The organism is Curtobacterium sp. MCLR17_039, from assembly GCF_003234745.1.
GTDB lineage: Bacteria > Actinomycetota > Actinomycetes > Actinomycetales > Microbacteriaceae > Curtobacterium > Curtobacterium flaccumfaciens.
In genome coordinates, this window is record NZ_QKTF01000004.1 from 257,958 (window position 1) to 275,539 (window position 17,582).

A 17,582-nucleotide genomic window follows, 5' to 3' on the forward strand; every position below is an offset into this window, starting at 1 on the left:
CGGGCCTAGGCGTCGGTGCGCGGCGAGAAGGCACCGTCGGAGTCGAGCGGCCCGCGGCCGACGTACCCCTCGGTGACGTCCTCGACGATCACGTCGCCGAAGCGGGCCGGCAGCGTCGCGGCGTGGGTGCCGCGCAGTTCGTCGACCGTGGCCTCGAACGCGCCCTGGACCTCGAGCGTGCTCGACGTCGCGTCGGTCACGCCGATGCGCAGCACCGGGAAGCCCCGGCCGTCGCACATGCCCTGGAACCGCACGTCGTCCTCGCGGCGGACGGTCACGATGACGCGACCGGTCGACTCGGAGAACAGCGCCGTCGCGGTGTCGATGCCGTCGCGGGTCTCGAGCTCGTCGAGGACCACGCGGGCGCCGATGCCGAAGCGGAGCACCGACTCGGCGAGGGACTGGCCGAGGCCGCCGTCCGCCAGGTCGTGCGCGCTGGTGAGCAGCTGCTCACCGGACGCCGCGTACAGCAGCTCGGCGAGGGCCTTCTCGCGCTCGAGGTCGACCGCCGGCGGACGCCCGCCCAGGTGCCCGTGCACGGTGCCGGCCCACGCGGAACCGTCGAGCTCGAGGCTCGTGGTGCCGAGCAGGTAGATGTTGTGGCCGTCGTCCTGCCACCCCGACGGCACGCGCTTGGCGACGTCGTCGATGATGCCGAGCACGCCGACGACGGGCGTCGGGTGGATGGGGGTCGAGCCGGTCTGGTTGTAGAACGACACGTTGCCGCCGGTGACCGGGATGCCCAGCTCCATGCAGCCGTCGGCCAGGCCCTCGACCGCCTCGGAGAACTGCCACATGACCTCGGGGTTCTCGGGGGAGCCGAAGTTCAGGCAGTCGGTGACGGCGGCGGGGACGGCACCGGTGACGGCGACGTTGCGGTACGCCTCGGCCAGGGCCAGGCGTGCACCCTGCTTCGGGTCGAGCTGGCAGTAGCGGCCGTTCGCGTCGGTGGCGATGGCGACACCGAGCCCCGTTTCCTCGTCGACGCGGATCATGCCGCCGTCGTCGGGGAAGGACAGCGCGGTGTTGCCGAGCACGTAGGTGTCGTACTGGTTCGTGACCCAGTTCTTCGACGCCAGGTTCGGCGAACCGAGCAGGCTGAGGAACTGTGCCTTCAGCGCGGGGCCGTCGGCGGGTCGGTCGAGCGAGGCGGCGGTGTCGGCCTGCAGCGCGTCGATCCAGGTCGGGTAGGCGACCGGGCGGTCGTAGACCGGGCCGTCGACGGCGACGGTGCGCGGGTCGACGTTCACGATCTCCTGGCCCTGCCAGTCGATGACGAGTCGGCCGGTGCCGGTGACCTCGCCCAGCACGCTGGTCTCGACCTCCCACTTGCCGACGACGCTCAGGAACTCGTCGAGCTTGTCGGGGCGGACGACCGCCATCATGCGCTCCTGGCTCTCCGACATCAGGATCTCTTCGGCGGTGAGCGTGGGGTCGCGGAGCAGGACGTCGTCGAGCGAGATGTGCATGCCGCCGTCACCGTTGCTCGCGAGCTCCGAGGTGGCGCAGGAGATGCCCGCGGCGCCGAGGTCCTGGATGCCCTCGACCAGGTCCTTCTGGAACAGCTCGAGGCAGCACTCGATCAGGACCTTCTCGGCGAAGGGGTCGCCGACCTGCACGGCCGGGCGCTTGGTCGGGCCACCCTCGGTGAAGGTGTCGGATGCCAGGATCGACGCGCCGCCGATGCCGTCGCCACCGGTGCGGGCACCGAACAGGACGACCTTGTTGCCGGCACCGGACGCGTTCGCCAGGTGCAGGTCCTCGTGGCGGAGCACGCCGACCGCGAGGGCGTTGACCAGCGGGTTGCCCTGGTACACCGGGTCGAAGTAGGTCTCGCCGCCGATGTTCGGCAGGCCGAGGCAGTTGCCGTAGAACGAGATGCCACCGACGACGCCGTGCACGACGCGTGCGGTGTCCTCGTGGTCGATCGCACCGAAGCGGAGCTGGTCCATCACGGCGACGGGGCGGGCGCCCATCGAGATGATGTCGCGGACGATGCCGCCGACGCCGGTGGCCGCGCCCTGGTACGGCTCGACGTAGGACGGGTGGTTGTGCGACTCGACCTTGAAGGTCACCGCCCAGCCGTTGCCGACGTCGACGACACCGGCGTTCTCGCCCATGCCGACCATCAGGTTCTTCGTCATCTCCGGCGTGACCTTCTTGCCGAACTGACGGAGGTAGTTCTTCGAGGACTTGTAGGAGCAGTGCTCGCTCCACATCACCGAGTACATCGCCAGCTCGCCCGAGGTGGGGCGTCGGCCGAGGATCTCCTTGATGCGGGCGTACTCGTCCGGCTTCAGGCCCAGCGCGTCGTACGGCTGCTCCTTGTCGGGGGTGGCTGCCGCGTCCTGCACGGTGTCGGGCTTCGGGCGAACGGGTGTCGTCACGGTGTCGTTGTTCCCTGTCACTTGACGAGCGCGTGCTCGATCACGGAGGTGAAGAAGGTCAGGCCGTCGGTGCCCGAGGCCATCGCAGCGGGGGTGTCCGGGCCGAAGCCGGCCTCGGTCGCGTGCTCGGGGTGCGGCATCAAGCCGACGACGTTGCCGCGCTCGTTCGAGACGCCGGCGATGTCGTCGATGGAGCCGTTCGGGTTCACGCCGACGTAGCGGAACACGACCTGGCCGTTGTCCTCGATGCGCTTGATGGTGTCGGCGTCCGCGACGAAGCGGCCATCGGCGTTCTTCAGCGGGATGGTGATCTCCTGCTGGGCGCTGAAGCCGGAGGTCCAGGCGGTCGCGGTGGTCTCGACGCGGAGCTTCTGGTCGCGGCGGATGAACTGCTGGTGCGCGTTGCGGGTGTGCGCGCCGGGGACCAGACGGGCCTCGGCCAGCATCTGGAAACCGTTGCAGATGCCGAGCACGGGCATGCCCTTGCCGGCGGCGTCGATGACCTCGGCCATGATCGGGGCCTTCGCGGCGATCGCGCCGGCACGCAGGTAGTCGCCGTACGAGAACCCACCGGGCAGCACGATGGCGTCGACGCCCTGCAGGTCGTGGTCGCCGTGCCACAGGGCGACGGGGTCGGCGCCGGCGAGACGGACGGCGCGCTGGGCGTCGCGGTCGTCGAGCGAGCCGGGGAACGTGATGACGCCGATGCGCATCCGGGTCACTGGCCTTCGACGGTCACGGACACGACGTCCTCGATGACCGCGTTCGAGAAGACGTCGGCCGCGATGTCACGGACCTCGGCGAGCTTGGCGTCGTCGACGGGGCCGTCGACGGTCACCTCGAAGCGCTTGCCGATGCGGACGTTGGTCAGGTCGGCCTTGCCGAGGCGGGCCAGGGCGTTGCCCACGGCCTTCCCCTGGGGGTCGAGGATCTCGGCCTTGGGCATGACCTCGACGACGATCGTTGGCACGTGTTCTCTCCAGCACTTCAGGGGTGGGGGGACGCGACCAGTCTACGGGGCGCGCGCGACACGCCGGGACGGCCCCGGGCCTCCAGGCGGGCCCTTGCTGTGCGTTTGCTCACTTCTGTTCCAACGCGTATATTCCAAGCCGAATAGTCAACAACGAACAAGCGGACTGGAGGCACGTGTGCCGTCGCTCACGCCACTCGCGTTCGCCGCGCTCGGGCTCCTGGCCGAGGGGCCGACGCATCCCTACGAGATGTTCCAGACGATGACGCACCGCCGGGACGGCCGGAACGTCAAGGTCCGGCCCGGCACCCTGTACCACCAGGTCGGCCGCCTGGTGGAGCTCGGCCTCGCCGAGGTCGTCGGGACCGACCGGGCGGGCAACCGTCCGGAACGCACCACCTACGCCATCACGGACGACGGGTGGACGGCCCTGCACGACGGGCTGGTCCGGCTGATCGCCGAACCGGCCGAGGAGTACCCCGTCTTCCACCTGGCCGTCGCCGAGATCGAGAACCTGTCGGTCGACGAGGCCGAGTCCGCGCTCCGGGCACGGGCCGTCGCACTCCGGGCCCAGCGCGACGAGGCGGACGAGATCCTCGGGCTCGTCCGTGCGAAGGACCTGCCCGAGCGGTACTGGCTCGACGTGTCGTACGTGCGTGCCATGCTCACGACGCAGATCGAGTGGCTCGCCGCCACGGCCGACCGGATCGCCGCCGGCCACATCTCCTGGGACGCCTCCGTCGCGTCCGCAGACACCACCACGAACAGCAAGGAAACCACTCGATGACCACCGTCACGCCTCCGCGGACGACCGAGAAGAAGCCGTGGCCTGCCCTGTGGGCACTCGTCGTCGGGTTCTTCATGATCCTCGTCGACTCGACCATCGTGTCGGTCGCCACCCCCACCATCGCCCAGAAGCTCGACGCGGACATCAACTCCGTGATCTGGGTGACGAGCGCCTACCTGCTCGCCTACGCCGTGCCGCTGCTCATCACCGGCCGGCTCGGCGACCGCTTCGGCCCGAAGGTCATGTACCAGATCGGCCTCGTGGTCTTCACGCTCGCCAGCCTGTGGTGCGGCCTGGCCGGCTCGATCGAGGTGCTGATCGTCGCCCGCGTCGTGCAGGGCCTCGGCGCCGCGATGATGAGCCCGCAGACCATGTCGGTCATCACGCGCATCTTCCCGCCGCAGAACCGCGGCGCGGCCATGGGCCTCTGGGGCGCCGTCGCCGGTGTCGCGTCGCTCGTCGGCCCGATCGTGGGCGGCCTGCTCGTCGACGGCTTCGGCTGGGAGTGGATCTTCTTCGTGAACGTCCCCGTCGGTGTCGTGGCGTTCGTGCTCGCGCAGCGCTTCGTGCCGTCGTTCGAGCGTCACGGACACCGCTTCGACTACCTCGGCATCTTCCTGTCGGCAGCGGGCCTGTTCCTGCTCGTCTTCGGCATCCAGGAAGGCGAGACCTACGACTGGGGCGTCATCGCCGGTCCGATCTCGGTGTGGTCGCTCATCATCGTCGGCCTCGTGGTGCTCGCCGGCTTCGTCGTCTGGCAGGGCGTGCAGAAGGGTGAGCCGCTGCTGCCGCTCGGCCTGTTCAAGGACCGCAACTTCACGCTGGCCAACGTCGCCATCACCGCCGTCGGTGTCGCGATCGCCTCGTTCGCGCTGCCGATCATGCTGTGGGCCCAGGACGTCCTGCGCTTCTCGCCGACCCAGGCCGCACTGCTCCTCGTGCCGCAGGCCGTGCTGTCAGCCGCACTCGCGCCGATCGTCGGCAAGAACCTGAACCGCTGGAACCCGCGCTGGGTCGCCTCGTTCGGGCTCGCCTGCTTCTCGGTCGGCCTGTTCTGGTTCGGCGCCCTGCTGTCGAGCGGTGCCGAGTGGGGCTGGGTGCTCCTGCCGAGCGCGCTCCTCGGCCTCGCCAACGCCTGCATGTGGGGACCGTTGTCCGTCTCGGCGACGCGCAACCTGCCGCCGAAGCTGGCCGGTGCCGGCTCGGGCGTCTACAACACCACGCGCCAGATCGGTGCGGTGCTCGGTTCCGCCGGCATCGCCGCCCTGATGGAGGCCCGGATCACCGCGAACTTCCCGGCGTCGTCCGGTGGGGCCACGGCCGGTGGCGCGGAGCAGCAGGTCGGCGCACTGCCGGGCTTCCTGCTCGAGCCGTTCTCCAAGGCCATGGGTGAGTCGCTCTACCTGCCGGCGATCGTGCTCATCGTGGCCATCGTCGCGGCGCTGTTCCTGGCGAAGCCGAAGCAGACCGTCGCCTGGCAGCAGACCGGCTCGGTGACCACGCAGCCCGACGCCGAGCCCGCGGGGGCCCCGTCGAAGTAGGGCACGAGCGCACTTCGTGAGCAGGAATGGTCGGGTCGCCTTCGGGCACCCGACCATTTCTGCTCACGAAGCGGAACGCGGGACATCCACGACGCTCAGCCGCGGCGCTGCAGATGCGCTCGGGTCAGCTCGTCCATCTGTTCGTCGGTCAGAGCGTCGACGGCCCGGGCCTCGCGGCGGTCGGTCCGCTGCCACCGGATGAACAGGGCGACGAGCACGGGGATGTCCGCCACCTCGGCGATGAACCACAGCAGGTCGCCCGCCAGGTGCTGGTCCTGCAGCGGCGACGGGTACCAGGCCCGCCCGACCACCGGCACGAGGGACCCGTCGAGCACGTGGTTCGTGATCCGCAGCACGATGCCGGGCACCGCGTCGACGACGAGCTCGACGAACGCCAGCAGGAACTCGGCCGTGGCGAACGTCGACGAGACGAGCACGCCGACCTCGGACAGGGGCGCGAGCAGGCCGAACCCGAGCGCCGGCACGGCCACGGTGATGACGGCGGCCCACGCGGGGGACTCCCGGATCGCCGCCGAGAACGGGGTGAGCAGGACGGCGAACAGCGCGAGCGCGACCAGCGGCGCGACGATCGCGTTGCCGAGCAGGCGCACCGGACGTGACCTCATGACCGCGTCGGCGGCCTGCGCGAGGCGAGCCGGGCCTCCGATCCGGAGCAGTGCGACGGGCGCACCGAGCGCGGCGAAGGTGGGGACCGCGAAGAACAGCAGGGCGGCCCGCAGGACGAAGGCCCAGCGCAACCGTTCGTCGTCGACGCCGACGATGCCGAACTGCAGGACGCCGAACAGCACGAGCGCGGTGGCGAAGGCGAGCGTGCGCCACCACGGCCACCGGGCGCCCCGTCGAGCCGCGCCGACGACCCACCGGCCGTAGGCGACCGCGGCGACGACGAGGAGCACCGCCGCCAGGGGATCGAACCGCCAGGTGCTCCAGAACTCGGGTGTCGACGGCGTGGGGAGCCTCCTGGGGATCAGGCGGACTCGTCCTTCGCGCCGCCGGAACCATCCTCCGTCCGCCCGACGTCCGCCGGGGGTCCGTCGTGGCCCCGCGACGGTGAGAACCGGTTCAGATCCGGGCGACCCCGCGTGCCGGGACGGTCCGCGACAGCAGCCAGACGCCCGCCGGCACGGCCACGGCACCGACGAGCGCGACGCCGAACGACAGGTGCAGCTGCATCACGAGGAACGCCGGGCCGATCGTGCAGAGGGCGGCGAACGCGACGACCGGCCACGACGGACGGTCGGCCGACGGCAGCAGCCGGGGGAGCGGTCGGTCGAACCAGCGCAGAGCCCTGGCCACCCCGATCGCGACGGCGAGCACCACCACGAGTGCGACGATGCGCGACGCCCACCACGGGCCGGAGCCCGGCGCCGGGAACGGCACCCCGACGAGCAGGGCGACGCCGTTCAGCGCGATGAACAGCGGCAGGTGCCACAGGTAGATGGTCATGCCGTCGCGGCCGAGGACGAACACGGCCCCGAGTGCGGCCCGCGTGCGCATCAGCCTGGTGAGCGGAGCGTGCACGAGCTGGACCAGGCAGGCCTGTGCGATCGCCAGGAACGCCAGCGGGAGCATCGGCGGGTTGAGGTCCTGCAGCATGTCCGGTGCCCAGAGCCCGACCGAGGTCATCGGCACGAGCACGGCGTACGCGGCGACGGCGATGCCGAGCAGGAGCACCTTCGACCGGCGCGCGAACCAGCCGTCGGCCCAGAGGAAGCCGAGCTGCTGCGCGAAGAGCCACACCGGGCCCAGGTTGAGCAGCCCGACCTCGGCGACACCGGTGGCCAGGCGGACGCCGTCGACCGCTCCGGCGAGCACGAGCAGCACGGCGAGGGTGGCCCAGGGTGCTCGCTCGTGCAGGCGCATCATCACGGGGACGCAGCACTGGGTGATGCCGTAGGCCGCCAGGAACCAGAGGGGCGAACCGATGCCGAACGCGACCTCGGCCAGGAGCTCCGGCGGCGTCCCAGCGGCCGTGGCGACCCCGAGCCCGAGCGCGAGGAACACGAACAGCGGCACCGCGGGCCGGAACAACCGCACCAGGCGGGTGGCCAGGTAGTCGCGGGCGGGGCTCGGCGCGCCACGGGCGACGGTGCTGCGCCAGCCGACGGCGCTCGCGAACCCGCCGACCACGAAGAACAGCGGCATCACCTGACCGACCCAGGTGGCGGCGACGTACCAGGGGAGTTCCTGCAGCGGGCTCGTGACCCGCACCCCCTGGTCATCGGCGGCGACGCCGACCATCGTGACGTGCACGATGACGACGAGGACGACGCAGGCCGTCCGGATGAGGTCGACGACCAGGTCCCGCTTCGCGATGATCCCCCGGACGTCCGCGGTGCTGTTCGCCTGTTCAGGCAGACCCTGGCTCGTGGACATGTCCGGACGTTAGCGTGCAGAACGGTCGGTCCAGGGTCGTCCCAGCTGATCGCGACCGGATCGTGACACTTCGTATTCCGGTAGCGGCATGTGGGTCCTCGCTGGTCGGCAGCAGAAGCTCGTGTACAGTGAACGCGTTGTCTTGATTCCTGCAAAAGAAAGGCTCAGCATGGACGCCGACGCCGATCTGCTCCGTTCCTCGGGGCTCCGGGTCACGACCCCACGACTCGCGGTGCTCCGCGCGACGGACTCGATGCCGCACGCCACCGCGGACGACATCGTCACCGCGCTCGCCGTGGAGCTGCCGACCACCAGTCACCAGGCCGTCTACGGCGTGCTGAACGCCCTGACCGGCGTCGGGCTCGTCCGCCGCATCGAACCGGCCGGCAGCCCTGCACGGTACGAGCGCCGCACCGGTGACAACCACCACCACATCGTCTGCACCCTGTGTGGCGCGATCGAGGACGTCGACTGTGCGGTCGGCCACTCGCCCTGCCTGACACCGTCCGAGACCCACGGCTTCGCGGTCACCACCGCCGAGGTCACCTACTGGGGCATCTGCGAACGCTGCGCGGCGGCAGAGCGCGACGACGCAGAGCGCGACGACGCGGAGCGCAACGACCCGGACGCGCCCGACGAGAGCGTGCAGGCGCCCAGCGCCCCCACGCCCGCCTGACGGCGACCGCCCACCGCACCGGCCGCACGACGCGCCGGACCCCGAACCACCCGAGCACCCCTGACCGAACCAACGTCCCACCTCCAGGAGGAACCGTGTCCGACCAGAACACGCCGACCGGCACCCCGACCACCACGACCAACAGCGGCGCCCCCGTCTCGAGCGACGAGCACTCGATGGGCGTCGGGGCCGACGGCCCCCTCGCGCTGCACGACCACTACCTGGTCGAGAAGCTCGCCCAGTTCAACCGCGAGCGTGTCCCGGAGCGGGTCGTGCACGCCAAGGGCGGCGGCGCCTTCGGTACCTTCACCGTCACGCACGACGTCTCGCGCTTCACCCGTGCCGCGTTCCTGCAGCCCGGGCAGACCACCGAGATGCTCGCCCGGTTCTCGAGCGTCGCCGGTGAGCAGGGTTCCCCCGACACCTGGCGCGACCCCCGCGGCTTCGCGCTGAAGTTCTACACCGAAGAGGGCAACTACGACCTCGTCGGCAACAACACCCCGGTGTTCTTCATCCGCGACGGCATCAAGTTCCCCGACTTCATCCGCTCGCAGAAGCGCCTGCCGGGTTCGCACCTGCGCGACCACGACATGCAGTGGGACTTCTGGACCCTGTCGCCCGAGTCGGCGCACCAGGTCACGTGGCTGATGGGCGACCGCGGACTGCCGGCGAGCTGGCGTGAGATGGACGGCTTCGGCTCGCACACCTACCAGTGGATCAACGCCGCAGGCGAGCGCTTCTGGGTGAAGTACCACTTCATCACCGAGCAGGGCCACAAGACCCTGACGCAGGAGGACGCCGACCGCATCGCCGGCGAGGACGCGGACTTCCACATCCGTGACCTGCACGCCGCGATCGAGCGTCAGGACTTCCCGCGCTGGACCCTCAAGGTGCAGGTCATGCCCTACGAGGACGCCGCGACCTACCGCTTCAACCCGTTCGACCTGACGAAGGTGTGGCCGCACGCGGACTACCCGCTCATCGAGGTCGGCACGATGGAGCTCAACCGCAACCCGGAGAACTACTTCGCGCAGATCGAGCAGGCGACCTTCGCCCCCTCGAACTTCGTGCCCGGCATCGCGGCGAGCCCGGACAAGATGCTCCTGGCGCGCATCTTCAGCTACGCGGACGCACACCGCTACCGCGTCGGCACGAACCACGCGCAGCTGCCGGTGAACGCCCCGAAGAACGAGGTCCACTCGTACTCGAAGGACGGCGGCATGCGCTTCGACTTCCAGAAGTCCGAGGTGCCGGTGTACGCGCCGAACTCGCTCGGTGGTGCGCACGCCGACCCGAACGCGACCGACGACGCCCCGGGCTGGGAGTCCGACGGTGCGCTGCAGCGTTCCGCCGCGACCCTGCACCCGGAGGACGACGACTTCGGCCAGGCCGGCACGCTCGTCCGCGAGGTCCTGGACGACGCCGCCCGTGAGCGCCTGGTCGGCAACATCGCCGGCCACGTCTCGAAGGTGACGCGCGACGACCTGCGCGAGCGCGTGTTCGCCTACTGGACGAACGTCGACGCCGACCTGGGTGCGCGCGTGCGCGCCGCGGTCGCGCCGAGCGCGCCGGGCTCCAACGAGGACCCGGAGAAGGTCGCGGTCGAGGCGTAAGCCCCGCTGGACGACCTGACGGACGGGAGGCCCGGTACCAGCTGGTACCGGGCCTCCTGTCCGTTGGTCTGAAGCGGGTCTAGACCTGCTGGCCGTTCAGCCAGATCGGGCCAGCGGGCCAGTCCTCGAGCTGCGCTGCCACCGGCAGTGCCATCCAGCCGCCCTGCTCGGTGTTGCTGACGCCCGCGCCCTCGGCGGTGAACGCCGAGAAGGTGCCGACGGCCTCGGGGAACTCGTGCCAGCCGAGCTTCGCGTAGAAGGGGATGCGGTCCTCGCCCGCGCCGAGGAACCCGAAGGGCACGCGGAGGCCCTCGAGGACCGCGGCGGTGCGGGTCATCAGCTCGCGGCCGACGCCGGTGCCCTGCAGTCGGGGCGACACGGCGACCAGGCCGGTGTCGCCGACCAGGAGATCCTGCCCGCCGACGGAGATGTACATGCGGCGGATGCCGACGTGGGCCAGGACGACCCCGTCGGCGTCGTGCGCGAGCACCCGGCGTTCCGGCTGCATGCCGGACCAGCTCCGGCCGCCCACGTACCAGTGCGACCAGTCGGGGAAGGCCTGCCGGAGCAGTGCCGCGATCGCTTCGTGGTCGGGGAGCGACAGCGTGCTCTCCTCGACCACCTTCCACCGGATGTCGTCAGTCACGGGTCCATCCTGCCGGTCCGGCGGCCGGTGTGGCGAGGTTTCGCGCTGCGCGACACCTCGCGGGTCCTGGCGCGCGTGGGGTGTCGGTCAGCGCGGAGTGTCGCGACGCGTCACCCGCGACCCGGTGCGGTCACCTCGATGCGGTTCGCCCAGGGGTCGTCGAACGCCACGGTCCGGCCGTCGTCGGCGAGCTCCACGCCGCCGTGCCGCATGCGCTCGGTCAGGGCACCGAGGTCGTCGGCGGCGGGGACCTCGATGCGCACGAGCCCCAGGCCGAGTGCGAGCTGTCGCCGCCCGGCGCCGCGGGAGTTCCAGGTGTTCATCGCCATGTGGTGGTGGTAGCCGCCGGCGCTGACGAACAGTGCCTCGCCGAAGCCGGCGGTGGTCTCGAAGCCGAGGGTGTCCACGTAGAAGGAGCGTGCGGTGGCGACGTCGCCGACGGACAGGTGCACGTGGCCGACCTTGCCCGGGCGTGCCGCGGCGGTGTCCAGGGCGTCCTGCGTCAGGTGGGACTGCAGGAACGCGTTCGGGTCGACGTACTTCGTGTCCATGTCGACCATGCCGTGCGTCCACGACCACTCGGTGCGGTCACGGTCCCAGTACAGCTCGACGCCGTTGCCCTCGGGGTCGGTGAAGTAGAACGCGTTGCTCACCAGGTGGTCGGCGCTGCCGGTGAAGCCCGCCGGGTACTGCGTGGCGACCGAGTAGAGCGCGGCGGCCAGGTCGGCGCGGGTGTCGAACAGGATCGCCGTGTGGAACAGCCCGGCCTCGCGGGGGCCGGCGTGCCGCATCGCGGGGGCGTGCTCGAGGACCACGATCGGCGTGCTGCCCCGGCCGAGCACGGCGACGCCGCCGTCGTGGGAGAGCAGCGACAGCCGCACGCCGTCGCGGTAGTACCGGATCATCGCGTCGAGGTCGGCGACGCGGAGCGTGACGGCGCCCATCCCGGTGTCGGCGGCGAGCAGTTCGTGCGTTTGCATGCACCCAGTGTGACCCCGTTTGGTTGACGCGTCAACCAATTTGATGACGCGTCAACCAAACTCGGTGCCCTAGGCGCTGTTCGAGATCCCGCCGTCCGACTTCAGCAGCTGCCCGTTCACCCAGGCGCCCTGCTCCGAGCAGAGGAACCCGACGAGCGCGGCGGTGTCCGACGGGCGTCCGAGCCGACCGAGCGGGGTGCCCTCGACGGCCCACCCCTTGACCTCGTCGGACATCCAGCCGGTGTCGTTCGGGCCCGGGTTCACCACGTTGGCGCTGACGCCGAGGCTGCCGAGCTCCTTCGCGGCGCCGAACACGATCCGGTCGAGCGCGCCCTTCGACGCCCCGTACGGCAGGTTGTACGCGATGTGGTCGCTCGTCAGCGCGACGATCCGACGTCGGTCGCGCGGAGCGGCGTCCCCGGCACGCTCGAGCCCGGCCGCGTAGGCCTGCACGAGCAGGAACGGTGCGCGGGCGTTCACGGCGAAGTGGCGGTCCCACGACTCGACCGTGGTGGTGCGCAGGTCGGAGTCCACGGACTCGCAGTGCGACATGACGAGGGCGGTGACGGGGGCGCCGGCTTCCGTCTCGGCGCGGCCGACGAGCGCGGCCGCCTGCTCCGGGTCCTCCAGGTCGACCGGGAGGCGCGTCACCCGTGCTCCCGCCGCCTCGCACTCCTGCACCACCGACTCGACCCCGTCCGGGTCTGCCCCGCCGCTCACGCGGTCGTCGTAGGGTCCCCACCACGAGATGGCGAGGTCCCAGCCGTCGGTCGCCAGGCGGGTGGCGAGCGCTGCGCCGATGCCGGCTCTGCGGCCCACCCCGGTCACCAGGGCGAGTGGTCGTGCGGACGTCATGCGTGCCTCCTGTCCGGCGCTCCGTCGCGCCGATCGGCACCCAGTCTGCCGGAACCGGCCACCCGTGTGACCATCGCATCCGGTGTCCTGTCGGCGGACGGCCGACCGCGGGGCCAAGATGGACGGATGCCACGCACACGACGGCCCTCCCGACCGGGGCGCGGACCCCGCGGCGGTCGCCCGGACCCCCGCGATCTGCCGCTCGAGCACGTCCGCGACCGGATGTCGTCGTACATCTACGGCAACATCACGGTGCTCGCCGTCGCGATCGCGGTGAACCCGGAGCAGATCCACCACGGTGCCGCGGTGGCGACCGTCCTGGCGACCGCGGTGCTCACGTACCTGGCGCACGTGCTCGCGCACCTGGTCGCGCACGGGCTCGGCGACGACGGCGAGGAGTCCGCTGCGGACCGCGCTGTGCGCCGCGACTCGGTCGCGACGATCGTCCGGAACGCCAACCCGATCGCGACCTCGGGCATGATCCCGGCGGTCCTCTACGCGGCTGCCTGGATCGGGTGGCTGCCGGCGGAGTGGGCACAGGTCGCGGCGACCGTGATCCTGGTCGTGCGCATCGGGCTGGTGGGCGTGTTCATGCAGCGGTTCAGTGGGAAGCAGCCGACGTTCCTCGGGTTGTGGGGCGGCATCGTGCTGGCCGCCGTGGCGTTCGTGATCGGCCTCGTCAAGGTGGTGTTGACGCATTGAGCGACACGCACGCCGACGCCGGACCCCACTCCGAACCCGCGCCCGAGAGCGAGCCGAAGCGCGGCGGTCTGCGGTTCCTGCGCGACCTCGTCATCATCGTCGTCGTGGCGCTGTTGGCGTCCTTCCTGGTGAAGGCGTACCTGGTCCGTTCCTTCTACATCCCCTCGGCCTCGATGCAGAACACGCTGCTCGTCGGGGACCGGGTGCTCGTCAACGAGCTCGTGCCCGGGGTCGTCCCACTGCAGCGCGGTGACGTCGTGGTGTTCCAGGACCCGGGCGGCTGGCTCGGCATGGGCCAGGGCGACGACCTGATCAAGCGGGTCATCGGCCTGCCGGGTGACACGGTGTCGTGCTGCGACGCGCGGGGTCGCCTGTCGGTGAACGGGCACGCGGTGGACGAGCCCTACGTCGTGCTCGAACGCGGATCCGACCGTGTCGCCGGGAAGGACTTCGAGATCACCGTGCCGAAGGGGCGCATCTGGGTGATGGGCGACAACCGCTACGACTCCGCCGACTCGCGTGTGCACGGCACCGTGCCGGTCGACGACGTCGTGGGGCGCGCCTTCGTCACCACGTGGCCCGTCTCGCGGTGGTCGGTGCTGTCCCGGTACGGCGACGAGTGGGACCGGGTCCCGACGCCGTGACCGCGGACGACGAGGGCTTCGGCTACGAGACCGGCGGGGACGACGATCTGTCGATCCACCGGATCGCGACACCGGGCAAGCGGTCGGGGACGATCGGTCCGCGCCCCGACCACGTCGTGTTCTGGCTCGCCGACGGCCGGGCCAGCCTGACCGCCGACGACGGCGAGCACTGGGAGGTCGGCGCCGAGCGGCCGATGATGCTCTCGGCGTCCGTCGCGTACGGCTTCGAGACCGACGCGACCGCCACGACGCTGCTGCACCTGTCGCCGTCGCTGCTCGGCGACACGGGGGAGTCCTCGGTGTTCGGGCAGCCGGACGCGGCCGATCCCGCACTCGAGCCGCTGCGGGCACTGCTGCGCGAGGCCTCCGGGCGCATCCTCGACCCCGCGCTGCCCGCCGCCGACCGTGCGGCCCTGAACCGGCGGATCGCGACCGTCGTCCTGTCGACCTTCGCCCGGTCGCGATCGGACGTCGCTGACCGGATGCGACGGGCGATCGGCTTCGTGCACGACCACGCCGACCGGACGCTGACGGTGGCGGACGTCGCAGCGGCCTGCGACCTGAGCGAGCGCGGGCTGCAGGACCTGTTCCGCCGTCGTCTCGGCGTCACCCCCATGCAGTACCTGCGCGAGGTCCGTCTCGACCGGGTGCACCTGGAGCTGGGGCGGCCCGATTCCCGCGCGCTGCTCGTCAGCCAGGTCGCACGGCGGTGGCGGTTCACCCACCTGGGGCGGTTCGCGGCGCACTACCGGGAGCGGTTCGGGGAGCAGCCGCACCAGACCATCGCGCGGAGCGGCACACCCGGAGAACGGTAGTTCTCGCGTTCTTTGCGGATTCCGGCTATCCTGCTCGCGTGGATGCGCGACGGTCCGAACTGGGGCAGTACCTCCGCGCCCGTCGGGCACTCGTCCAGCCCGAGGACGTCGGCCTCACCCGCGAGCCCGGACGACGAGTGGACGGCCTGCGCCGCGAAGAGGTCGCACGGCTCGCGGGCATCAGCCCCGAGTACTACCTGCGGCTCGAACGCGGCCGTGACCACCAGCCGTCCGACCAGGTGCTCGTGGCGCTCGGACGCGCACTGCGGCTCGACCACGAGGCCGTCGACTACCTGCGCCGCCTCGCACACGCCGAACGCCGCCGCCCCGAGGGGGTCGTGCCGCCGGGGCTCGACGACTCGGTCCGGTCGCTGCTGGCGCAGTGGTCGCACACCCCGGCGTTCGTGATGGACCGCAACCAGGACATCATCCTGTCCAACGCCCTGGCGAGCGCGCTCGGCCCCGGGTACATGGAGCCGGGCGCGAACCTCGTCCTGCAGATGTTCTCCGAGGCGTCCCGGCAGCACGCGGCCGACTGGCACCCCACCGCGCACCGGGTCGTCGCCGCGCTCCGGCTGCACGCCGAACCCGAGGACCCCCGGCTGCAGGAGATCGTCGGCACCCTGACCCTGCAGGACCCGGACTTCGCCCGCATCTGGGCCCGGCACGACGTCGCCGTGCAGCGCACCGGGGTCTCGCGGCACTGGATCGACCCGATCGGGTGGGTCGAGTTCCGCTGGCAGAACCTCGCGATCCCGGGCAGCTCGCACGTGCTCGTGACCTTCTGGGCCGACCCCGGCACCCCCGCAGCCGCGGCCGTCGCGTACCTCGCCGCGCAGGTGCAGCAGGGCACCGCCCGCCGGCAGCCGGTCGCGGGCGAGACCGCGGTGGGGTAGCGAGGCGGTCGCTGCGGGCGCTGCGGTCGCTGCGCTCGCCGCGCTCGCCGCGCTCGCGGTCAGGCGGTCGTCGCGTCCTCGTCGAGCAGTCCCCGGAGCGTCGTGAGCCGTGCGGCCGACTCCTCGTCCGCTGCCGTCCACACCACGAGCACGTGCTCGGGGTCCTCCAGTCGACGCAGCTGCTCCCACCGCAGGTCGATCCGGCCCACCAGCGGGTTCTCGAACGTCGACTCCCCGCGTCGAGCCGGCCGCACCGCGCCGCCGGCCCACTCGGTCGCGAACGTCGTGCTCCGCGCCATCAGCTCGCCCAGCAGCTCCTGGAACCGGTCGTCGGCGTCGTGCTCGTCCAGCGAGTCCCGGAGCATCGCGGCGGTGCGGTGCGCCTCGGCCTCCCAGCCGTCGACCGAGTCCTCGACCCAGGGGTTCAGGAAGGTGAACCGCGCCAGGTTCGTACCGACGGTGAGGGACGCGGACAGGGCCCCGGCGAGCCGGTTCGCCGCCACCACGTCCAGGTGCCGGTCGAAGACCACGATCGGTTCGGCGAGCGCGTCCACGAAGTCCTGGGCCGACGTCGTCGTCGTGCCGTCCTCGTGTTCCATGCGATCACGCTAACCGGCCGGGCAGTGGAGAAGGGGGGAGAAGGGGGCCCCGGCGGGGCCCCCGTCGCCGTGCCTCCGCCCCGCAGGGGGACCCCGGCACGGTGCGTCCGGCCGTCCGAGGGCACCCCGCGTCGCTCCCGGCGCCGTCGACGCGCGCTGTCGTCGGGGGTGACGGGCAACGACAGGGACACGACGGCGCAGCGCCCGCAGCCCTAGCGTGACGACGCCGGGACCCCCGGTCCCCGCACCACCCCAGACGTTCGTCACGAAGGAGACCCGCAATGGCTGCACCCACCATCGTCCTCGTCCACGGCGCGTTCGCCGACTCCGCCAGCTGGGCGCCCGTCACCCGCGAGTTGCTCGACCGCGGCCACACGGTCCTCGTCCCGCCGGTCTACAACCGCAGCCTCGCCGAGGACGCCGCCTCGATCCGCGCCGTCGCCGAGCACGTCGACGGGCCGGTCGTCCTCGCCGGGCACTCGTACGGCGGCGCCGTGATCACCGTCGCCGGCGAGGCCGAGAACGTCGTCGGACTCGTCTACGTCTCCGGCTACGTGCTCGAGGTCGGCGAGAGCCTCGGGCAGCTGCAGGGCGGGTTCCCCGACTCGGACCTCGCCGCGAACCTGGTGTACACGCCGTACCCGGTCGCCGGCGCCGAGGACGGCACCGACGTCTCCGTCGCGATCGACGCGTTCCCGCAGGTCTTCGCCGCCGGGGTCGACCCGCGCGTCGCCGAGGTCCTGGCGGTCTCGCAGCGCCCGCTGTCCGGCGCCGCCTTCGGCGAACCGGCCTCCGCCGCCGCGTGGAAGACCACCCCCGCGTGGGCGATCGTCTCGTCCGACGACCACACCATCAACCCCGAGGTCGAGCGCTTCGGCTACTCCCGCGCCGGCATCACCGACGTGACCGAGCTCGCCGCCCCGCACCTCGTCATGCAGACCCATCCGAAGGACGTCGCCGACGTCATCGAGCGCGCCGTCGCCGCGACCAGCGCGACCGACGCCGCCGCCTGACGCGACCACCCCTGGAGGCGCGGCGTGCGCCCGACGCGCACCGCGCCTCCCGGATGTCCCC

18 protein-coding genes are annotated in these 17,582 nt (G+C 71.6%); 9 read left to right on the top strand and 9 right to left on the bottom strand.

The features are described 5' to 3' along the window. Window positions 1-5: 5 nt before the first annotated feature. From purL to purS, 3 genes are read right to left on the bottom strand one after another with little or no spacing between them, the layout of a single operon-like run. The gene (gene purL, locus DEJ00_RS06810; RefSeq protein ID WP_231495638.1) at window positions 6-2,387 is read right to left on the bottom strand and encodes a phosphoribosylformylglycinamidine synthase subunit PurL; all 2,382 of its coding nucleotides are present in this window, start codon (window positions 2,385-2,387) and stop codon (window positions 6-8) included. A 17-nt stretch (window positions 2,388-2,404) separates the two neighbouring features. Further along, a complete protein-coding gene (purQ, locus tag DEJ00_RS06815) occupies window positions 2,405-3,100 on the bottom strand; it encodes a phosphoribosylformylglycinamidine synthase subunit PurQ (protein ID WP_027465024.1) in 696 nt (231 codons plus the stop codon). A gap of 5 nt (window positions 3,101-3,105) precedes the next feature. Continuing rightward, complete coding sequence (gene purS / locus DEJ00_RS06820; RefSeq protein WP_017886272.1) at window positions 3,106-3,357, bottom strand: phosphoribosylformylglycinamidine synthase subunit PurS; 252 nt, start codon at window positions 3,355-3,357, stop codon at window positions 3,106-3,108. A gap of 178 nt (window positions 3,358-3,535) precedes the next feature. On the opposite strand from purS, the gene DEJ00_RS06825 reads away from it, so the two are divergent. Both DEJ00_RS06825 and DEJ00_RS06830 read left to right on the top strand, forming a co-directional pair. Next, window positions 3,536-4,144: a PadR family transcriptional regulator gene (locus DEJ00_RS06825; protein ID WP_181440101.1), complete on the top strand. Its 609-nt coding sequence runs from the start codon at window positions 3,536-3,538 to the stop codon at window positions 4,142-4,144. Then, window positions 4,141-5,685, top strand: coding sequence for a DHA2 family efflux MFS transporter permease subunit (locus DEJ00_RS06830; protein ID WP_027465025.1), 1,545 nt, complete (start codon window positions 4,141-4,143; stop codon window positions 5,683-5,685). The genes DEJ00_RS06825 and DEJ00_RS06830 overlap by 4 nt, the downstream gene beginning before the upstream one ends. A 95-nt stretch (window positions 5,686-5,780) precedes the next feature. On the opposite strand, the gene DEJ00_RS06835 is transcribed toward DEJ00_RS06830, so the two are convergent. Next, window positions 5,781-6,602 (bottom strand): cytochrome c oxidase assembly protein, encoded by an 822-nt coding sequence (locus DEJ00_RS06835; protein WP_111056825.1) that lies wholly within the window; start codon window positions 6,600-6,602, stop codon window positions 5,781-5,783. Window positions 6,603-6,768: 166 nt separating this feature from the next. Then, window positions 6,769-8,082 carry an acyltransferase gene (locus DEJ00_RS06840; protein ID WP_111056826.1) on the bottom strand — a complete coding sequence of 438 codons (1,314 nt, stop codon included), beginning with the start codon at window positions 8,080-8,082 and terminating at the stop codon, window positions 6,769-6,771. Between the two features lie 169 nt (window positions 8,083-8,251). Here DEJ00_RS06840 and DEJ00_RS06845 point away from each other — a divergent pair, with 169 nt between their 5' ends. After that, window positions 8,252-8,758: a Fur family transcriptional regulator gene (locus DEJ00_RS06845; protein ID WP_258373572.1), complete on the top strand. Its 507-nt coding sequence runs from the start codon at window positions 8,252-8,254 to the stop codon at window positions 8,756-8,758. 95 nt (window positions 8,759-8,853) lie between these two features. Beyond that, on the top strand, window positions 8,854-10,371 hold the full coding sequence (locus tag DEJ00_RS06850) for a catalase (protein WP_111056827.1): 1,518 nt from the start codon (window positions 8,854-8,856) through the stop codon (window positions 10,369-10,371). A 79-nt stretch (window positions 10,372-10,450) separates the two neighbouring features. Here DEJ00_RS06850 and DEJ00_RS06855 read toward each other — a convergent pair whose 3' ends face one another. The 3 genes from DEJ00_RS06855 to DEJ00_RS06865 form a co-directional block, all read right to left on the bottom strand. After that, window positions 10,451-11,017 (bottom strand): GNAT family N-acetyltransferase, encoded by a 567-nt coding sequence (locus tag DEJ00_RS06855; RefSeq protein WP_111056828.1) that lies wholly within the window; start codon window positions 11,015-11,017, stop codon window positions 10,451-10,453. 110 nt (window positions 11,018-11,127) lie between these two features. Then, window positions 11,128-11,997 carry a VOC family protein gene (locus DEJ00_RS06860; RefSeq protein WP_111056829.1) on the bottom strand — a complete coding sequence of 290 codons (870 nt, stop codon included), beginning with the start codon at window positions 11,995-11,997 and terminating at the stop codon, window positions 11,128-11,130. 69 nt (window positions 11,998-12,066) lie between these two features. After that, window positions 12,067-12,852 carry an SDR family oxidoreductase gene (locus DEJ00_RS06865; protein WP_111056830.1) on the bottom strand — a complete coding sequence of 262 codons (786 nt, stop codon included), beginning with the start codon at window positions 12,850-12,852 and terminating at the stop codon, window positions 12,067-12,069. A 126-nt stretch (window positions 12,853-12,978) separates the two neighbouring features. Between DEJ00_RS06865 and DEJ00_RS06870 the strand changes: the two genes are divergently transcribed. From DEJ00_RS06870 to DEJ00_RS06885, 4 genes are read left to right on the top strand one after another with little or no spacing between them, the layout of a single operon-like run. Beyond that, window positions 12,979-13,554: a hypothetical protein gene (locus DEJ00_RS06870; protein WP_146247893.1), complete on the top strand. Its 576-nt coding sequence runs from the start codon at window positions 12,979-12,981 to the stop codon at window positions 13,552-13,554. Then, on the top strand, window positions 13,551-14,198 hold the full coding sequence (lepB, locus tag DEJ00_RS06875; protein WP_111056832.1) for a signal peptidase I: 648 nt from the start codon (window positions 13,551-13,553) through the stop codon (window positions 14,196-14,198). Before DEJ00_RS06870 ends, lepB begins: the two co-directional genes overlap by 4 nt. Then, window positions 14,174-15,013, top strand: coding sequence for a helix-turn-helix transcriptional regulator (locus DEJ00_RS06880; protein ID WP_111056833.1), 840 nt, complete (start codon window positions 14,174-14,176; stop codon window positions 15,011-15,013). The genes lepB and DEJ00_RS06880 overlap by 25 nt, the downstream gene beginning before the upstream one ends. A 38-nt stretch (window positions 15,014-15,051) precedes the next feature. Then, window positions 15,052-15,909, top strand: coding sequence for a helix-turn-helix domain-containing protein (locus DEJ00_RS06885; RefSeq protein ID WP_071248360.1), 858 nt, complete (start codon window positions 15,052-15,054; stop codon window positions 15,907-15,909). A gap of 59 nt (window positions 15,910-15,968) precedes the next feature. On the opposite strand, the gene DEJ00_RS06890 is transcribed toward DEJ00_RS06885, so the two are convergent. Continuing rightward, window positions 15,969-16,508, bottom strand: coding sequence for a hypothetical protein (locus tag DEJ00_RS06890; protein ID WP_111056835.1), 540 nt, complete (start codon window positions 16,506-16,508; stop codon window positions 15,969-15,971). A 281-nt stretch (window positions 16,509-16,789) separates the two neighbouring features. Here DEJ00_RS06890 and DEJ00_RS06895 point away from each other — a divergent pair, with 281 nt between their 5' ends. Next, the gene (locus DEJ00_RS06895) at window positions 16,790-17,521 is read left to right on the top strand and encodes an alpha/beta fold hydrolase (protein ID WP_071248357.1); all 732 of its coding nucleotides are present in this window, start codon (window positions 16,790-16,792) and stop codon (window positions 17,519-17,521) included. Window positions 17,522-17,582: the final 61 nt, after the last annotated feature.